This window comes from Limnohabitans sp. YIMB22184 (genome assembly GCF_048020265.1).
Taxonomy (GTDB): Bacteria; Pseudomonadota; Gammaproteobacteria; order Burkholderiales; family Burkholderiaceae_C; genus Limnohabitans_A.
Genome location: NZ_CP171843.1, coordinates 2,720,282 through 2,734,796, shown reverse-complemented (window position 1 = coordinate 2,734,796; position 14,515 = coordinate 2,720,282). Strand labels below are relative to the sequence as shown.

Below are 14,515 nucleotides of genomic sequence, written 5' to 3'. Positions count from 1 at the left end.
AAGAACTATGGGACAGAAAATCCATCCTACCGGTTTCCGCCTGGCTGTCAGCCGTAACTGGGCAAGCCGCTGGTACGCGAGCAACAAAGACTTCGCCGGCATGCTGGCCGAAGACATCAAGGTGCGTGAGTACCTCAAGGCCAAGCTCAAGAACGCTGCGGTTTCCCGCGTGCTGATCGAGCGTCCTGCCAAGAGCGCCCGCATCACCATCTTCTCGGCTCGTCCAGGCGTGGTGATCGGCAAGAAAGGCGAAGACATCGAGTTGCTCAAAAAGGAACTCGCTGCTCGTCTGGGTGTGCCCGTCGCAGTCAACATCGAAGAAGTGCGCAAGCCTGAAATCGATGCCCAACTGATCGCTGACAGCATCACCCAACAGCTCGAAAAGCGGATCATGTTCCGCCGTGCCATGAAGCGTGCCATGCAAAACGCCATGCGTCTGGGTGCCCAAGGCATCAAGATCATGTCGGCTGGCCGTTTGAACGGTATCGAAATTGCGCGTACCGAGTGGTATCGCGAAGGCCGTGTGCCGTTGCACACCCTGCGCGCTGACATCGACTACGCCACGTCCGAAGCCAAGACCACTTACGGCATCATCGGTGTCAAGGTCTGGGTCTACAAAGGCGACACACTGGGCCGAAATGACGCGCCTGCACTGACCGAGCCACGTGCCGAAGAAGAGCGTCGTCCACGTGGTCCACGTCGTGATGCCCGTCCTGGTGAGCGCCCAAGTGGTGATCGCCGCGGCGGCCCACGTCGTCCCGCAGGCACCAACACAGCACCCACCGATGGCAGCGACAAGCCTGCCGGTGCAGGTGGTGATGCCAAACCCGCCGTTAAGCGCGTACGCACAGTCGCCGCGCCAGCTGCAGCAGCTGACGGTCAATAAGGAGTAACAACATGCTGCAACCTGCTCGCAGAAAGTTCCGTAAGGAACAGAAAGGCCGCAACACCGGCGTCGCTACCCGTGGTAACACGGTGGCGTTCGGTGACTTCGGCCTGAAGTCCACAGACCGTGGCCGTTTGACGGCCCGCCAGATCGAAGCCGCACGTCGTGCGATTTCCCGTCACGTCAAGCGTGGTGGCCGTATCTGGATTCGTGTGTTCCCTGACAAGCCGATTTCCACCAAGCCTGCTGAAGTGCGTATGGGTAACGGTAAAGGTAACCCCGAGTACTACGTGGCCGAGATCCAACCCGGTAAGGTGCTCTACGAAATCGTGGGCGTGCCTGAAGAGTTGGCCCGTGAAGCCTTCAAATTGGCCGCTGCCAAATTGCCCCTGCGCACCACTTTTGTGGCACGCATGATTGGCCAATAATTCAGGAGAAACAAGAAATGAACGCTGCTGAATTGCGCCAAAAAGACGTTGCTGGTGTGAAAGACGAAATCAAAGCGCTGCAAAAAGCTCACTTTGGCCTTCGTATGCAAAAAGCCACGCAACAACTCGGCAACACCGGTACGTTGAGCCAGACTCGCCGTGCCATCGCCCGTGCCAAAACCATCCTTGCCCAAAAGCAAGCCGCCAAGTAAGGAGTGACCATGACGGAAGCTAAAACATCCCTCAAGCGCACCTTGATTGGCAAGGTGGTCAGCGACAAGCGCGCCAAGACCGTGACCGTGCTGGTCGAGCGTCGTGTGAAACACGCCCTCTACGGCAAGATCGTGGCCAAGTCGAGCAAGTACCATGCGCACGACGAGACAGGTCAATACCACCTGGGCGACACCATCGAGATCACGGAAAGCCGTCCGATTTCGAAGACCAAAAACTGGGTCGCTACGCGCCTGGTTCAGAAAGCTGCATCGGTCTGAGCCCAAAAGCCTGACTTCTGCATACTTTCAAAAAACGACCCACAATGGTGGGTCGTTTTTTTTTACCCCGGCAATACAGCCAAATCAAAAATAAGGAGCACAACATGATCAAAATCGGAGACACCTTGCCAGCAGCCACGCTGATGGAATACGTCGAAGTGGAAGGCAACGGTTGCAGCATTGGCCCCAACCCGGTGGATGTGGCCAAAGCCACTGCGGGCAAAACCATCGCCTTGTTTGCCTTGCCAGGCGCTTTCACGCCCACCTGCTCGGCCAAACATGTGCCGGGTTATGTGGAAAACCACGATGCCTTGAAAGCGGCTGGCGTGGACGAAATCTGGTGCGTGAGCGTCAATGACGCATTCGTCATGGGCGCATGGGCGCGCGATCAGAAAACCGGCACCAAAGTGCGCATGCTGGGCGACGGTAGTGCGGATTTCAGCAAAGCCACGGGTCTGACCCTCGACCTGACAGCGCGCGGCATGGGCCTGCGCAGTAACCGCTACTCGATGCTCGTGAAAGACGGCAAAGTCGTCACCTTGAACGTGGAAGGTCCTGGCAAATTTGAAGTCAGTGACGCGGCCACCTTGTTAGCCCAAGCCAAAGCTTGAACCATCGCAGCATGACCAAAAAGGGACCGCAGGTCCCTTTTTTGTGGCGTGTCGATGGGCTCAGTCGATGTCGACCTTGAGGTAGTGCGCGCCAGCGTATGGGTTGTGGTAATAAGGCGGAATCTCCTCAAAGCCCAGGTCTTCGTACAAGGCCCGCGCCGACTCCATGTCATCGAGGGTGTCGAGCAAGACGCAGCTGTAACCCGATTTGCGCGCCGCATCGAGGATGCCCTCCGTCAATTGCCGACCGAGTCCCAAACCCCTGAAGGGCGGGCGGACATACAGGCGCTTCATTTCTGCCGCATTGCTGTAATCGGAGCCATCCAGCGGACGCAAGGCGCAACACCCGGCCAAAGCACCGTCAACCCAAGCCAATAAGAGCGCACCGCGAGGCTCGGCGTAGTCGCCAGGCAAAGCTTTCAGCTCGTCCTCAAAGCCCTGGAAACACAGGTCCACTTTCAGGCTCGCTGCATATTCCTGAAAGATGGCACGGGTCGCATCCCAGTCAGCGACGCTGGCCGGTTGCAACAATTGAATGGTCGACATGAACAAGGCAGACCAGAAAAAAAGAAGACAACAGTGTAGCCGCAGCGCAAAAGGGCGAAGTCAAGCGCCTAAAGAGACCAGCCCGAAAACCGCCAAGGCCGATATGGCCAACACCAGCAAGGCCATGGCTCGGGACGGACCGTTGTCGCGAGTGGCGGCTATCTCATGAGGCAAGGTTTTGTCGCCATGCCACATCGCCGAGACCAATGCTTGCCGCTTGCGCCATGTGTACCAAGCCAGGGCCAGTAAATGCAGAACCACAAGAAAGATCAAAATGGTTTTGCCCCAGCCTTTGTGCCAACTCGTGGCCCAACTGACCCAGGATGCAGACACCAGAGAGGACAAGGGCCCCATGTTGGCGATTTCATCGTCACTGATGAGACCTGTGCTCACCTGCAGGACCAGCACCAGGAGCAAGGCCAACACCGACCACGAACCCAAAGGGTTGTGGCCTGCAAATTGGCCGCTTGGTTGACGTCCTCTGACATAAGCCCAAACGCCTGCAGGGTGCAGGGGAAATTGTGTCCAGCGCGACCAATGCCCCCCCAAGAAGCCCCAGAGGATTCGGAACAACAAAAAACCGAGCACGGCATAACCCAACCGAAAATGCCAAACCATGGCGTGACCACCCACATTGCCCGTGATGACCAAGCCCAACACACAGGCGGTGAGGCCCCAGTGAAAAAGACGGGTGGGCAAATCCCAAATGCGGATGCGGATGCGGACCATAAGGACTTTCATGGATGCTGGTGAAACAAAAACGTGCGAGACTGGCTGCTCATCTAGGACAACAGCCTGGAGTTGTCCATCACCCTTTTGGAGTCGAGCATGAAAACAATGTCCAGTCTGTTCGGTGTCGCCATGGCCGTGGCTGTGACCTTACCTGCCCACGCGCAGTTTGCCAAGTCGGAGGATGCGGTCAAGTATCGCAAAGCCAGCTTCACAGTGATGGCTGCACACTTTGGCCGTTTGGGTGCGATGGCCAACGGACGCGCGCCCTATGACGCCAAAATGGCCGCAGAAAATGCGGATGTGGTGCTGACGCTGTCCAAATTGCCATGGGCTGCGTTTGGCGAAGGCACAGACAAAGGCGATACACGCGCCAAACCGGAAATCTGGAAAGAGGCCGCCAAGTACAAAGACGCGGCAGACAAGATGCAAGCGGAAATTGGTAAATTGAATGTGGCGGCCAAGTCAGGCAACATCGATGCCCTCAAAGCGGCTTTTGGCCCTGCGGCTGCATCGTGCAAAGCCTGTCACGACAACTTCCGAAAAGACTGAAGAAGCGCTCAGCAGCGGGCCAGCAGTCCCGCTTGTTCAGGTTTCGGCCAGCAACTTGTCGATCAGCTTGTGCAGTTCGGCAAAGTCCGGGGTGCCCACAAACCGTTTGACGATCTCACCCCGCTTGTTGACGAGGAAAGTGGTGGGCGTGAGCTTGACGTCGCCCCATTCGCGGGCCACCGCACCGGTGTTGTCAATGGCGACCTGGAAGGGCAGCTGACGCGATTGGGCGAAATTGACCACGTAGCTGGGTGGGTCGTAACTCATGGCCACGGCCAATGTGACGTAGCCCCTGTCCTTGTACTTGTTGTAAGTGGCCACAAGTTCTGGCATCTCGGCCACACAGGTGGTGCAGCTGGTGGCCCAGAAATTGACCAGAGATACTTTTCCTTGCAATTGTTGGGTGCTGAGGGTGCTGCCATCGAGCAAAACGAATGAAGATTCGGGCGCACGTTCGCTTGCACAACCCCATAAGGCCAACAAAAGTCCGAGCGTGCCAAGCGCATTCAACACACGGCGGCCCACAGGCTGCAGATTCCAGGGAGTTTTCAGATGCATCTTCATCGCAGAAAGTTTAATACGTTTGCCATGTCCGCAGGCGCGTTGGTCATTGTGCCCGCACATGCGCAGGGTTTGGCTGCGCTCACATCGGCCGATGCGTCCAGGGGGCTGAAACAGGCGTTGCAAAAAGGTGGCGAAGTGGCTGTACAGCTGCTGGGTGCACATGATGGCTTTTGGGGCAATGACAAAGTGCGCATCGCATTGCCAGATGCGGTTAAAAAAGCGGGCAAGCTGCTCAAGTCTTTGGGCCTGGGCCAGCAGCTGGATGAGCTGAATTTGCAAATGAACCGCGCCGCAGAAGCCGCGGTGCCTCAAGCCCAAAAATGGCTGACGCAATCCATCGAGACCATGAGTGTGCAAGACGCCAAAAGCATCTTGCAAGGTGGAGACGATTCGGTGACGCAGTTTTTTGCCAGCAAGACGCGTGAACCTTTGACCGTGGAGTTCATGCCCACGGTCAAGCAATCGTTGGAAAAACTCGGGGTGGTGAATCAGTTCAATGCGGTGGCTATCAAACTCACCGGCATGGGGCTGTTGGACAAGGACAAAGCCAAATTGGAGACGCACGTCACGGCCAAAACCCTCGACGGTCTGTATTTCATGATCGGCGAAGAGGAAAAGAAAATCCGACAAAACCCTGCGCAAGCCGGCAGTGCCATCTTGACTAAAGTGTTCGGTGCCCTGCGCTGATCGGTCACATCAGGATTGGCCCTCAGGGCTCTTCGAGCTTGTCAAACGATGGTCAGCAAGAGCTTCAGCAAACCTTGGGGGTCACTGACCATGGGGTCATGACCGGTGTGCATCTCCTGCACTTGTGAGCCCGGTAACCAGGCGCCGTCCCAGAATTTGGGGTCCACCATGCGCAGGCGGCTGACATCGATGGTGCCCAAAGGCGGGGTGGTGCAGTTGATGAAGGTGCGCGGCACGCTGGCCACACGCTGTGGGTCAAAGTCGAGCACCTGGGTATAAGGGCCGCCCGGGTGCGGGGTTTGACGCCTTTGCACCCAGGCGTGGTCGGCATCGCTCAAACCAAAAACCGAAGGGTCTGGCGCAGGAAATGCGTGCAAGGGGTCGGCTTGTGAAGCGGCGATGCGGGCATTGCGGGTGGCGCTGGCGTGCGTGCTGCTCCAGCTTTCGCCCGGTTTGGGCAGCACCGCATCCAGATACACGAGGTGGCGCAGGCGCTCGGGCCTGCGGTCGGCCACCGCCGTGCCCAGCATGCCCGCGTACGAGTGCACCACCAACACCACCTTGTTCATTTCTTCGGCGTCCATGGCCGCCATCACGTCGGTGATGTGGGTCTCCAGATCGATGCCTGGGTGGAGCAGGTGAGCGCGCTCGCCCACCCCGGTCAGGGTGACGGCATGGGCACGGTGGCCGGCTTGGAACAGACCTGGCAAGACACGTTGCCAGCACCAAGCCCCGTGCCAAGCACCGTGCACCAGTAAAAAGTTGGCCATCAGATCACCCCCTTGCCGCGCAGCGGACCGAGTTGTTCGGCGGACCAGCCCAGCACTTCGGTCAGGACTGCGGCCGTGTGCTGACCCAGCATGGGCGGTGGCAAGTCCCGGCGTACGGGGGTGCGGCTCATCTTGATCGGGCTGGCCACCAGCTTCAGGTCGGGTTTGACCGGGTGTTGCCATGACTGCACCATGCCGCGAGCCTCGACTTGCGGGTCCACAAAGACCTCGCTCAGGGTGTTGATCGCCCCACAAGGCACCTTGGCGGCTTCCAGTGCCGCCAACCAGTCGGCCTTGGTGCGGGTTTTGAGGATGCCTTCCAAGAGGGGCACCAATGTGGCCCGGTGGCGAACCCGGTCGGCGTTCAGGGCGTAGCGCGCGTCCTGCGCCAGCTCGGGGCAGCCGGCCACGGCGCAGAACTTGGCAAACTGCCCATCGTTGCCCACCGCCAGGATCAGGTGGTCGCGGCTGCCAGGCGCTGCACCGGGTGGGGCCATGACCTCGAACACCTGGTAGGGCACGATGTTCTGGTGCGCGTTGCCGGCGCGTCCCGGCGTTTTGCCGCTGACCAGGTAATTGGAGCCCAAATTGGCCAGCATGGCGACCTGCGTGTCGAGCAAGGCCATGTCGACATGCTGGCCTTCACCCGTGCGCTCGGCGTGGCGCAGGGCAGCCAAAATCGCCACGGTGGCGTACATGCCCGTGAACAGGTCGGCCACAGCCACGCCCACTTTTTGCGGGCCGCCACCCAGGTCGTCGCGCTCGCCGGTCACACTCATCAAGCCGCCGATGCCTTGCACCGCATAGTCGTAGCCTGCCCGCTCGCGGTAAGGGCCAGTCTGTCCAAACCCCGTCACGCTGCAATAGACCAGCTTGGGGTTCAGCGCACTCAGGCTGGCATAGTCCAGCCCGTAGCGGGCCATGTCGCCAACCTTGAAGTTCTCTACAAACACGTCGCAGTGCCGAACCAGTTCGCGGATCAGCGCCTGGCCTTCCGGCTGGGCGATGTCACACGTCACCGATCGCTTGTTGCGGTTGGCCCCCAAGTAGTAGGCGGCCTCGGCGGTGTCCTGGCCTTGAGAGTCCTTCAAGAAAGGTGGCCCCCAAGTGCGGGTATCGTCACCCGTGCCGGGGCGCTCGATCTTGATCACATCGGCCCCCAGATCGGCCAAGGTCTGGGTGCACCAGGGGCCCGCCAGAACGCGGGAGAGGTCGAGAACGCGGATGCCATCGAGTGAATTCATGGGCACATTGTCGCCAAAACCTGACGCGGTCGCTGATCAGGATAATCACCCCATGCGAACCTTTTACACGGCCCTGACGGCCAGTCTTGTCTTGCCCCTGATTTTGAGTGCTTGCAGTCCTGCCCAAAATTGGCGGGACGTGTCCTTTGAAGGCAGTGCACTCAAAGTCCAATTGCCCTGTAAACCCGACCGCACCACCCGCAGCGTGCCCCTGGGCGGTGTGCTTGTGGACTTGCACGTAGTGGGCTGTGAAAGCAGCAGTGCCATGTTGGCCGTCATGACGGCTTCCTTGCCGGCCGGCACCGATGCCAGCGCGGTGATGGTCGCCTGGCAAAAAGCCACCCTGGACAATGCCCGCGTGTCCCAGCCCTTGGCGGCCGGACAGCAGCAGGCCTGGTTGCGGCCTGGCCAGTTGCCCTTGGCGACCTCTGTGCGGGTGCAAGCGACGGGTCAGCGGGCCAATAGCGAGCCGGTGAAGATGGACGCCGTGTGGGGTGCCGTGGCCGAAGGTGATCGGGTGCGATTGCTTCATGCCGTGGTGTATGACCGCAACATCGCAGCAGAGTTGGCCAACACCTTGTTCGATGGAATCAAGCCATGAGCGCTGCCAGCATGACCTCCAACACGTTGGCGCACCCCGACCACTTGCCACGTCGCATGGCGGTGGTGGTGTTTCTGGCCTTTGCGCTGGCCTATTTCTTTTCCGCCCTGGTGCGGGCCATTACGGCCACCTTGTCGCCCACTTTGACCAGCGAGTTCAACCTGAGTGCGCAGGATTTGGGCTTGCTGGCGGGGGGGTACTTTTTGGGCTTTTCGCTCACCCAGCTGCCCTTGGGGCGCTGGCTGGACCAACACGGCCCCAAAAAAGTCATCCTGGCTTTTTTGATGTTCGCGGTGCTGGGTTGTCTGGCTTTTGCCTGGGCGGACAGCTTTCATGGCCTGCTGGCTGCGCGCGTGTTGTGCGGCATGGGCGTGAGCGCTTGCCTGATGGCACCCCTGACCGGCTACCGGCGCTGGTTTGATGCCAGCACCCAACTGCGCACCAACTCCTGGATGCTGATGACCGGCTCTTTGGGCATGCTGGCGGCCACCTTGCCGGTGCAGTGGCTCATGCCCATTTGGGGCTGGCGTGCCCTGTTTGTCATGCTGGGCGTGATGATCGCCATCGCCATGCTCTTGATTGCCTTGGTGGTGCCGGTTTGGCAAAAGGCGACCCCCAAGGCCAGCACGCCACAGTCGCCATCTCACGACGATGGCACTTACCGCGAAATCTGGCGCAGTGCTTATTTTTGGCGCATGACGCCGATCGGCTTTTTCACCTACGGCGGCATGGTGGCCATCCAAACCCTGTGGGCAGGCCCCTGGATGACCCAAGTGGCCGGATGGACTGCGGGCGAAGCGGCCCAGGGTTTGTTCCTCATCAACCTGGCCATGCTCGTGAGTTTTTGGCTGTGGGGCTTGATCACTCCGGGTCTGGCGCGCAGAGGCATCCCGGTCGAGCGCCTGATTGCCTGGGGCGTTCCATTGAGCTTTTTGGTGATTGGTGCCTTGGTCTGGATGGGACCCGCCGTGGGCGACGGGGCTGCCGTGGGGGTGGCCTTGCTGTGCGTGACCAGCACCTTTGTGGCATTGGCCCAACCAGCCGTGGGCATGGCGTTTCCGTCACATTTGGCCGGTCGCGCGCTGTCGGCCTATAACCTGGTGGTGTTTGCCGGGATTTTTGTGGTCCAGTGGGGCATCGGCTTGCTGGTCGACGCAGGCCTGGGCATCGGCTTGACCAAGCCTGCCGCCTACCAGGCCGCGCTGGCCTGCTTTGGCGTTTGCTCCGTGCTTTCCTGGTTGTACTTCTTGCTGAAAAAGCCGGTTCAGCCCTGATAATCAAAACCTCATGATCGGCATCCTCATCATTGCTCACGCCCCATTGGCCAGCGCCTTGCGCGACTGTGCTTTGCACGTTTTTCCGGACTGTGCGGCCGGGGTTCTGGCGATCGATGTGTTGCCCAATGACGCGCCAGAAGCCAGTTTGGTCAAGGCACGTGAGGCCATTGGCGCCCTGAACACATCCGAAGTGCTCTTGCTCAGCGATGTTTTTGGCGCGACCCCTTGCAACGTGGCGCAGCAACTCAATGACGGCCAGCACACGCGGCTGGTGGCGGGTGCCAATTTGCCCATGCTGCTGCGCAGCGTCTGCTACCGCCACGAGAGCCTGGAGGCCTTGGCCACCCGCGCCCAGGCTGGCGGCACGCAAGGCGTGATGCCCGTGGGCAGCACCGCTCCCCAAAATCAAACAGGAAAGAGACATGCCCCAAGCCACCACGACCATCAGCAATAAATTGGGCTTGCATGCCCGGGCCTCGGCCAAGCTGACCAAGTTGGCTGGCAGCTTTCCATGCGATGTCTGGATGAGCAAGGGCGAGCGCCGCATCAATGCCAAAAGCATCATGGGCGTGATGATGCTGGCCGCCGGGCTGGGCAGCGAAGTGCTGCTGGAAACCTCGGGTGAGCGCGAGCAGGAGGCGCTCGATGCGTTGCTGGCGCTGATCGCCGATAAATTTGGCGAAGGCGAGTGAAGGTGTTGTTGCTGCCCCAAAAGCCCATGGAGCGCCTGCGATGACTTTCAGCATTCATGGTTTGGCAGTGGCCCGTGGCATTGCCATTGGCCGTGCTGTGCTGGTGGCCTCCAGCCGCGTCGATGTGGCTCACTACTTCATTCAGGCCGAACAGGTGCCTGCCGAGATCGAGCGCATGCGTTCTGCACGCGATGCCGTGATCGACGAGCTGCAGCGCTTACAGCGCGACATGCCCAAGGACGCGCCACACGAGTTGGCCGCCTTGCTGGACGTGCACCTGATGCTGCTGATGGACGACGAGCTCAACACCAGCGTGGCGCATTGGATCAAGGATCGGCTGTACAACGCCGAATGGGCGCTGACCAGCCAGCTTGAGATCATTGCACGCCAGTTTGACGAGATGGACGACCCGTATCTGCGCGAGCGAAAAGCCGATGTGGAGCAGGTCGCAGAACGTGTGCTGCAAAGCCTCAAAGGGACGGGCTCACTGGTGGCCAAGGTCGTCCGCCCGGCCAGGCCGCAACAAGAGCTGCAGCTGGGTGACACCGATGTGCCTTTGGTGTTGGTGGCCCACGATTTGTCGCCCGCCGACATGCTGCAGTTCAAGCAAAGCATCTTCACCGGCTTTGTGACCGACGTGGGTGGCAAAACCTCGCACACGGCCATCGTGGCGCGCAGTCTGGACATACCTGCTGTGGTAGGTGCCCGCACCGCCAGCCAGCTGATCAAACAAGACGACTGGGTCATCATCGACGGCGATGCGGGTGTGGTCATCGTCGATCCGTCGCCCATCATCCTGGCCGACTATGGGTTCAAGCAACGCCAAGGTGATCTGGAGCGGGAACGGTTGGCCCGCTTGCGCCATACCCCGGCGGTCACGCTGGATGGTCAGAAAATCGAATTGCTGGCCAACATCGAGATGCCGGAGGATACGGGCGCGGCCATCACGGCCGGGGCGGTGGGCGTCGGTTTGTTCCGCAGTGAATTTTTGTTCATGGGTCGGCAGGGCGATTTGCCGGGTGAGGACGAACAATACGAGGCTTACCGGCGTGCGGTGGATGGCATGAATGGCTTGCCGGTCACCATCCGTTCGGTCGATGTGGGGGCGGACAAACCCCTGGATGAGGCGCGCCACGATGCGGCGCACCTGAATCCTGCCTTGGGCTTGCGGGCCATCCGGTGGAGTCTGGCCGATCCCGCCATGTTTTTGACACAGCTGCGGGCCATTTTGCGTGCGGCCGCCCATGGCAAAGTCAATCTGCTTATCCCCATGCTGGCCCACGGCAGCGAGATTCGCCAAACCATGGCCTTGATCGACCAGGCCCGCCAGGAGCTGGATCGCCGTGGCGTGGCCTATGGTCCGGTGCGCCTGGGGGCCATGATCGAGATCCCGGCGGCGGCCTTGTCCTTGCGCCTGTTCCTTAAGCACTTTGATTTCTTGTCGATTGGCACCAACGACCTGATCCAGTACACCTTGGCTATTGACCGGGCCGACGAGTCGGTGGCGCATTTGTACGACCCGCTTCATCCGGCTGTGCTGCGCCTGATTGCCGACACCATTGCCGAATGCCATCGGCAAGGCAAGGGCGTGTCGGTGTGCGGCGAAATGGCGGGCGATGTGAGCATGACCCGCTTGTTGTTGGGTCTGGGTTTGCGCAGTTTTTCGATGCACCCGTCGCAAATCCTCTCGGTCAAGCACCAAGTGCTGCGCTCAGACACCGCCAAGCTGGCGCTTTGGGCCGATCAAGTGTTGGACAGCGACGACCCCGCCAGCTGCATGGCCACTTGAAGACTCAGGACTTGCTCAGCTTGTCCTGCGTGCGTGTGTCGAAATCGCTGGCGTCATGGCGTTCGTGCAACTGGCTCTCGGGTGCCCCGATGACCCGGTTGACCATGCGCCCACGTTGCACCGCAGGGCGTTGCGCCAACTCGTCAGCCCAGCGGATGACGTGTTCGTATTCGTGCACCTGCAGGAACTCGCCCGCCTCGTACATGGTGCCCTTGGCCAAGCCGCCATACCAAGGCCAGATGGCGATGTCGGCGATGGTGTAGTCGTCGCCTGCGATGAAGCGGCTCTCGGCCAAACGCCGGTTCAACACATCCATTTCTCGCTTGACCTCCATCGCAAACCGGTCGATGGCGTATTCGATTTTCATGGGCGCATAGGCATAAAAGTGGCCAAATCCTCCACCCAGATAGGGGGCGCTGCCCATTTGCCAGAACAGCCAGGACAGGCATTCGGCACGTTGGGCCGGCTCGGTGGGCACCAAGGCGCCAAATTTCTCCGCCAGGTACAACAGGATGGACCCTGACTCGAACACCCGGATCGGTTTTTCACCGCTGCAATCGAGCAGAGCCGGGATTTTGGAGTTCGGGTTCACGCCCACGAAGCCGCTGCTGAATTGCTGGCCTTCCTGAATGCGGATCAACCAGGCATCGTATTCGGCGCCCGCGTGCCCCAGTGCCAACAACTCTTCGAGCATGACCGTCACCTTGACGCCGTTGGGCGTGCCCAGCGAGTACAGCTGCAGGGGGTGTTTGCCGCGTGGCAGTTCCTGCTCGTGCGTGGGGCCTGCAATGGGGCGGTTGATGTTCGCAAAACGCCCACCGTTGGCCTTGTTCCAGGTCCAGATTTTGGGCGGGGTGTAGGGGGTGTTTTCCGGGGTGGAATCGGTCATGACGGCCTTGAATGAAAACGTGTGGGTGGCGGCTGCCTCAGGATTTCTCGGCCAGACTCAGATGCGCCGAATGCGCCTGCTGATCGGCGTGGTAACTGGATCTGACCATGGCACCCACCGCCGCGTGCGAGAAACCCATTTCGTAGGCCTTGGCCTCGAACATCTTGAAGGTGTCGGGGTGCACGTAGCGGCGCACCGGCAGGTGGCTGTTGCTCGGGGCGAGGTACTGGCCAATGGTGAGCATCTCGATGTTGTGCGCGCGCATGTCGCGCATGACGTCCAGAATCTCTTCGTCGGTTTCGCCCAGGCCGACCATCAGGCCGCTCTTGGTGGGCACGTTCGGGAACAGCGCCTTGAATTTTTTCAGCAGGTTCAGCGAGAACTGGTAGTCTGAGCCGGGGCGCGCTTCTTTGTACAGGCGCGGCACGGTCTCCAGGTTGTGGTTCATCACATCGGGGGGGGCGGCTTTCAGGATGTCGAGGGCGCGGTCGTCGCGGCCCCGGAAGTCGGGCACCAGCACTTCGATTTGGGTGGTGGGCGAGAGTTCGCGGGTTTTGCGGATGCACTCCACAAAGTGGCCGGCACCGCCGTCACGCAGGTCGTCACGGTCCACGCTGGTGATGACCACGTATTGCAGCTTGAGCTGCGCGATGGTCTTGGCCAGGTTGTCGGGCTCGTTCACATCCAGCGGGTCAGGGCGGCCATGGCCGACGTCGCAAAATGGGCAGCGGCGTGTGCACTTGTCGCCCATGATCATGAAGGTGGCCGTGCCCTTGCCAAAGCATTCGCCGATGTTGGGGCAACTGGCTTCTTCGCACACGGTGACCAGCTTGTTAGTCCGCAGCACGTCCTTGATTTCGTAAAAGCGGGTGGTGGGCGAGCCCGCTTTCACGCGGATCCACTCGGGTTTTTTGAGCACTTCGCCCGCTTCAACCTTGACCGGGATGCGCGAGAGTTTGGCTGCAGCTTTTTGCTTGGCCATCGGGTCGTAGTTTTCAACGCTTTGGGCTTCGCGGACCACGTGGCGTTCGGTAGGGGTGTTGCTCATGGTGTTCTTTCGGTCGTTGCCGCCCAAGGTGGTCGGCAGCCGGGGGTTCATAAACGGGCGGCCAGTTGCTGGGCCAGTACCTGGGCTGCTTCGCTCCAGGTGGTTTCTACACCGATTGTAGAAAGGTCCACGGTTTTCAATCCGGCATAACCACAGGGGTTGATGCGTTCAAAGGGCTCCAGGTCCATCGCCACATTGAGTGCGGCACCGTGGTAGGTGCAATGGCGGCTGACCTTAATGCCCAAGGCGCTGATCTTGCCCAGGCCTTTGAAGGGGTCATGGGCGGGTGCCGGCCCCACCAGCGCCGCATGGCTGAAGGGGTCGTCCAGGCGCACATAAATGCCAGGTGCACCCGCCACCCGGTGGCCTGTGACGCCGAAGTGGGCCAGGGTTCGGATGACGGATTCTTCGAGCTTGAAAACGTATTCCTTGACGTAGTAACCGGCGCGCTGCAGGTTGACCAAGGGGTAGGCCATGACCTGACCGGGTCCGTGGTAGGTGACCTGTCCGCCCCGGTTGGTCTGGACCACCGGAATGTCGCCCGGCATCAAGAGGTGCGAGGCCTGGCCCGCCAGCCCTTGGGTGAACACGGGCGGGTGTTCGCACAGCCACAGCGCGTCGGGCGTCTCGGGCGTGCGAGCGGCCGTGAAGGCCTGCATGGCCTCGTAAGTGGGCAGGTAGTCCACCCGTCCGAGCAACCGGATGTCCATG

General features: G+C 60.4%; 20 protein-coding genes. 12 read left to right on the top strand and 8 right to left on the bottom strand.

Annotation, left to right across the window (positions count from 1 at the left end):
- Positions 1-7: 7 nt before the first annotated feature.
- The 5 genes from rpsC to ACHEXL_RS12640 all read left to right on the top strand — a co-directional run bounded on the left by rpsC (position 8) and on the right by ACHEXL_RS12640 (position 2,416).
- On the top strand, positions 8-886 hold the full coding sequence (rpsC, locus tag ACHEXL_RS12660; RefSeq protein WP_416559764.1) for a 30S ribosomal protein S3: 879 nt from the start codon (positions 8-10) through the stop codon (positions 884-886).
- Positions 887-897: 11 nt separating this feature from the next.
- Positions 898-1,314, top strand: coding sequence for a 50S ribosomal protein L16 (gene rplP, locus ACHEXL_RS12655; RefSeq protein ID WP_019426900.1), 417 nt, complete (start codon positions 898-900; stop codon positions 1,312-1,314).
- A gap of 17 nt (positions 1,315-1,331) precedes the next feature.
- Positions 1,332-1,526: a 50S ribosomal protein L29 gene (rpmC, locus tag ACHEXL_RS12650; protein ID WP_053172813.1), complete on the top strand. Its 195-nt coding sequence runs from the start codon at positions 1,332-1,334 to the stop codon at positions 1,524-1,526.
- Positions 1,527-1,535: 9 nt separating this feature from the next.
- Complete coding sequence (gene rpsQ / locus ACHEXL_RS12645) at positions 1,536-1,805, top strand: 30S ribosomal protein S17 (RefSeq protein WP_108428165.1); 270 nt, start codon at positions 1,536-1,538, stop codon at positions 1,803-1,805.
- Positions 1,806-1,909: 104 nt separating this feature from the next.
- Entirely contained in the window at positions 1,910-2,416 is a 507-nt protein-coding gene (locus ACHEXL_RS12640; protein ID WP_416559763.1) for a peroxiredoxin, read from the top strand.
- A 60-nt stretch (positions 2,417-2,476) separates the two neighbouring features.
- Here ACHEXL_RS12640 and ACHEXL_RS12635 read toward each other — a convergent pair whose 3' ends face one another.
- Together ACHEXL_RS12635 and ACHEXL_RS12630 are read right to left on the bottom strand one after the other, a co-directional pair.
- Entirely contained in the window at positions 2,477-2,962 is a 486-nt protein-coding gene (locus ACHEXL_RS12635) for a GNAT family N-acetyltransferase (RefSeq protein WP_416559762.1), read from the bottom strand.
- Between the two features lie 60 nt (positions 2,963-3,022).
- Complete coding sequence (locus ACHEXL_RS12630; protein ID WP_416559761.1) at positions 3,023-3,703, bottom strand: cytochrome b/b6 domain-containing protein; 681 nt, start codon at positions 3,701-3,703, stop codon at positions 3,023-3,025.
- An 87-nt stretch (positions 3,704-3,790) separates the two neighbouring features.
- Between ACHEXL_RS12630 and ACHEXL_RS12625 the strand changes: the two genes are divergently transcribed.
- Positions 3,791-4,243, top strand: coding sequence for a c-type cytochrome (locus ACHEXL_RS12625; RefSeq protein WP_416559760.1), 453 nt, complete (start codon positions 3,791-3,793; stop codon positions 4,241-4,243).
- A 36-nt stretch (positions 4,244-4,279) separates the two neighbouring features.
- Here the strand turns inward: ACHEXL_RS12625 and ACHEXL_RS12620 are convergent, their stop codons facing one another.
- Positions 4,280-4,801, bottom strand: coding sequence for a TlpA disulfide reductase family protein (locus ACHEXL_RS12620; protein WP_416559759.1), 522 nt, complete (start codon positions 4,799-4,801; stop codon positions 4,280-4,282).
- Between the two features lie 30 nt (positions 4,802-4,831).
- On the opposite strand from ACHEXL_RS12620, the gene ACHEXL_RS12615 reads away from it, so the two are divergent.
- Complete coding sequence (locus ACHEXL_RS12615; protein ID WP_416559758.1) at positions 4,832-5,494, top strand: DUF4197 domain-containing protein; 663 nt, start codon at positions 4,832-4,834, stop codon at positions 5,492-5,494.
- A gap of 41 nt (positions 5,495-5,535) precedes the next feature.
- Here ACHEXL_RS12615 and ACHEXL_RS12610 read toward each other — a convergent pair whose 3' ends face one another.
- Together ACHEXL_RS12610 and ACHEXL_RS12605 are read right to left on the bottom strand one after the other, a co-directional pair.
- On the bottom strand, positions 5,536-6,264 hold the full coding sequence (locus ACHEXL_RS12610) for an alpha/beta fold hydrolase (protein ID WP_416559757.1): 729 nt from the start codon (positions 6,262-6,264) through the stop codon (positions 5,536-5,538).
- The gene (locus ACHEXL_RS12605; protein WP_416559756.1) at positions 6,264-7,508 is read right to left on the bottom strand and encodes a CaiB/BaiF CoA transferase family protein; all 1,245 of its coding nucleotides are present in this window, start codon (positions 7,506-7,508) and stop codon (positions 6,264-6,266) included. The genes ACHEXL_RS12610 and ACHEXL_RS12605 overlap by 1 nt, the downstream gene beginning before the upstream one ends.
- 52 nt (positions 7,509-7,560) lie before the next feature.
- Here ACHEXL_RS12605 and ACHEXL_RS12600 point away from each other — a divergent pair, with 52 nt between their 5' ends.
- Genes ACHEXL_RS12600 through ptsP form a run of 5 tightly spaced genes read left to right on the top strand, consistent with a single transcriptional unit; the run spans position 7,561 to position 11,867 of the window.
- On the top strand, positions 7,561-8,109 hold the full coding sequence (locus tag ACHEXL_RS12600) for a hypothetical protein (RefSeq protein ID WP_416559755.1): 549 nt from the start codon (positions 7,561-7,563) through the stop codon (positions 8,107-8,109).
- Positions 8,106-9,383, top strand: coding sequence for an MFS transporter (locus tag ACHEXL_RS12595; RefSeq protein ID WP_416559754.1), 1,278 nt, complete (start codon positions 8,106-8,108; stop codon positions 9,381-9,383). Before ACHEXL_RS12600 ends, ACHEXL_RS12595 begins: the two co-directional genes overlap by 4 nt.
- 13 nt (positions 9,384-9,396) lie before the next feature.
- The gene (locus ACHEXL_RS12590) at positions 9,397-9,840 is read left to right on the top strand and encodes a PTS sugar transporter subunit IIA (RefSeq protein ID WP_416559753.1); all 444 of its coding nucleotides are present in this window, start codon (positions 9,397-9,399) and stop codon (positions 9,838-9,840) included.
- A complete protein-coding gene (locus ACHEXL_RS12585; protein ID WP_291926788.1) occupies positions 9,809-10,078 on the top strand; it encodes an HPr family phosphocarrier protein in 270 nt (89 codons plus the stop codon). The genes ACHEXL_RS12590 and ACHEXL_RS12585 overlap by 32 nt, the downstream gene beginning before the upstream one ends.
- Positions 10,079-10,118: 40 nt before the next feature.
- Complete coding sequence (gene ptsP, locus ACHEXL_RS12580; RefSeq protein WP_416559752.1) at positions 10,119-11,867, top strand: phosphoenolpyruvate--protein phosphotransferase; 1,749 nt, start codon at positions 10,119-10,121, stop codon at positions 11,865-11,867.
- A 4-nt stretch (positions 11,868-11,871) separates the two neighbouring features.
- On the opposite strand, the gene yghU is transcribed toward ptsP, so the two are convergent.
- Genes yghU through lipB form a run of 3 tightly spaced genes read right to left on the bottom strand, consistent with a single transcriptional unit; the run spans position 11,872 to position 14,514 of the window.
- Positions 11,872-12,756 (bottom strand): glutathione-dependent disulfide-bond oxidoreductase, encoded by an 885-nt coding sequence (gene yghU / locus ACHEXL_RS12575; RefSeq protein WP_416559751.1) that lies wholly within the window; start codon positions 12,754-12,756, stop codon positions 11,872-11,874.
- Between the two features lie 37 nt (positions 12,757-12,793).
- Entirely contained in the window at positions 12,794-13,804 is a 1,011-nt protein-coding gene (gene lipA / locus ACHEXL_RS12570) for a lipoyl synthase (RefSeq protein WP_416559750.1), read from the bottom strand.
- Between the two features lie 47 nt (positions 13,805-13,851).
- Positions 13,852-14,514 (bottom strand): lipoyl(octanoyl) transferase LipB, encoded by a 663-nt coding sequence (gene lipB, locus ACHEXL_RS12565; protein WP_416559749.1) that lies wholly within the window; start codon positions 14,512-14,514, stop codon positions 13,852-13,854.
- Position 14,515: the final 1 nt, after the last annotated feature.

Coding starts and splice junctions, on each gene's coding strand:
- rpsC (WP_416559764.1), top strand. CDS start 8: ATGGGACAGAAAATCCATCCTACCGGTTTCCGCCTGGCTGTCAGCCGT.
- rplP (WP_019426900.1), top strand. CDS start 898: ATGCTGCAACCTGCTCGCAGAAAGTTCCGTAAGGAACAGAAAGGCCGC.
- rpmC (WP_053172813.1), top strand. CDS start 1,332: ATGAACGCTGCTGAATTGCGCCAAAAAGACGTTGCTGGTGTGAAAGAC.
- rpsQ (WP_108428165.1), top strand. CDS start 1,536: ATGACGGAAGCTAAAACATCCCTCAAGCGCACCTTGATTGGCAAGGTG.
- ACHEXL_RS12640 (WP_416559763.1), top strand. CDS start 1,910: ATGATCAAAATCGGAGACACCTTGCCAGCAGCCACGCTGATGGAATAC.
- ACHEXL_RS12635 (WP_416559762.1), bottom strand. CDS start 2,962: ATGTCGACCATTCAATTGTTGCAACCGGCCAGCGTCGCTGACTGGGAT.
- ACHEXL_RS12630 (WP_416559761.1), bottom strand. CDS start 3,703: ATGAAAGTCCTTATGGTCCGCATCCGCATCCGCATTTGGGATTTGCCC.
- ACHEXL_RS12625 (WP_416559760.1), top strand. CDS start 3,791: ATGAAAACAATGTCCAGTCTGTTCGGTGTCGCCATGGCCGTGGCTGTG.
- ACHEXL_RS12620 (WP_416559759.1), bottom strand. CDS start 4,801: ATGCATCTGAAAACTCCCTGGAATCTGCAGCCTGTGGGCCGCCGTGTG.
- ACHEXL_RS12615 (WP_416559758.1), top strand. CDS start 4,832: ATGTCCGCAGGCGCGTTGGTCATTGTGCCCGCACATGCGCAGGGTTTG.
- ACHEXL_RS12610 (WP_416559757.1), bottom strand. CDS start 6,264: ATGGCCAACTTTTTACTGGTGCACGGTGCTTGGCACGGGGCTTGGTGC.
- ACHEXL_RS12605 (WP_416559756.1), bottom strand. CDS start 7,508: ATGAATTCACTCGATGGCATCCGCGTTCTCGACCTCTCCCGCGTTCTG.
- ACHEXL_RS12600 (WP_416559755.1), top strand. CDS start 7,561: ATGCGAACCTTTTACACGGCCCTGACGGCCAGTCTTGTCTTGCCCCTG.
- ACHEXL_RS12595 (WP_416559754.1), top strand. CDS start 8,106: ATGAGCGCTGCCAGCATGACCTCCAACACGTTGGCGCACCCCGACCAC.
- ACHEXL_RS12590 (WP_416559753.1), top strand. CDS start 9,397: ATGATCGGCATCCTCATCATTGCTCACGCCCCATTGGCCAGCGCCTTG.
- ACHEXL_RS12585 (WP_291926788.1), top strand. CDS start 9,809: ATGCCCCAAGCCACCACGACCATCAGCAATAAATTGGGCTTGCATGCC.
- ptsP (WP_416559752.1), top strand. CDS start 10,119: ATGACTTTCAGCATTCATGGTTTGGCAGTGGCCCGTGGCATTGCCATT.
- yghU (WP_416559751.1), bottom strand. CDS start 12,756: ATGACCGATTCCACCCCGGAAAACACCCCCTACACCCCGCCCAAAATC.
- lipA (WP_416559750.1), bottom strand. CDS start 13,804: ATGAGCAACACCCCTACCGAACGCCACGTGGTCCGCGAAGCCCAAAGC.
- lipB (WP_416559749.1), bottom strand. CDS start 14,514: ATGGACATCCGGTTGCTCGGACGGGTGGACTACCTGCCCACTTACGAG.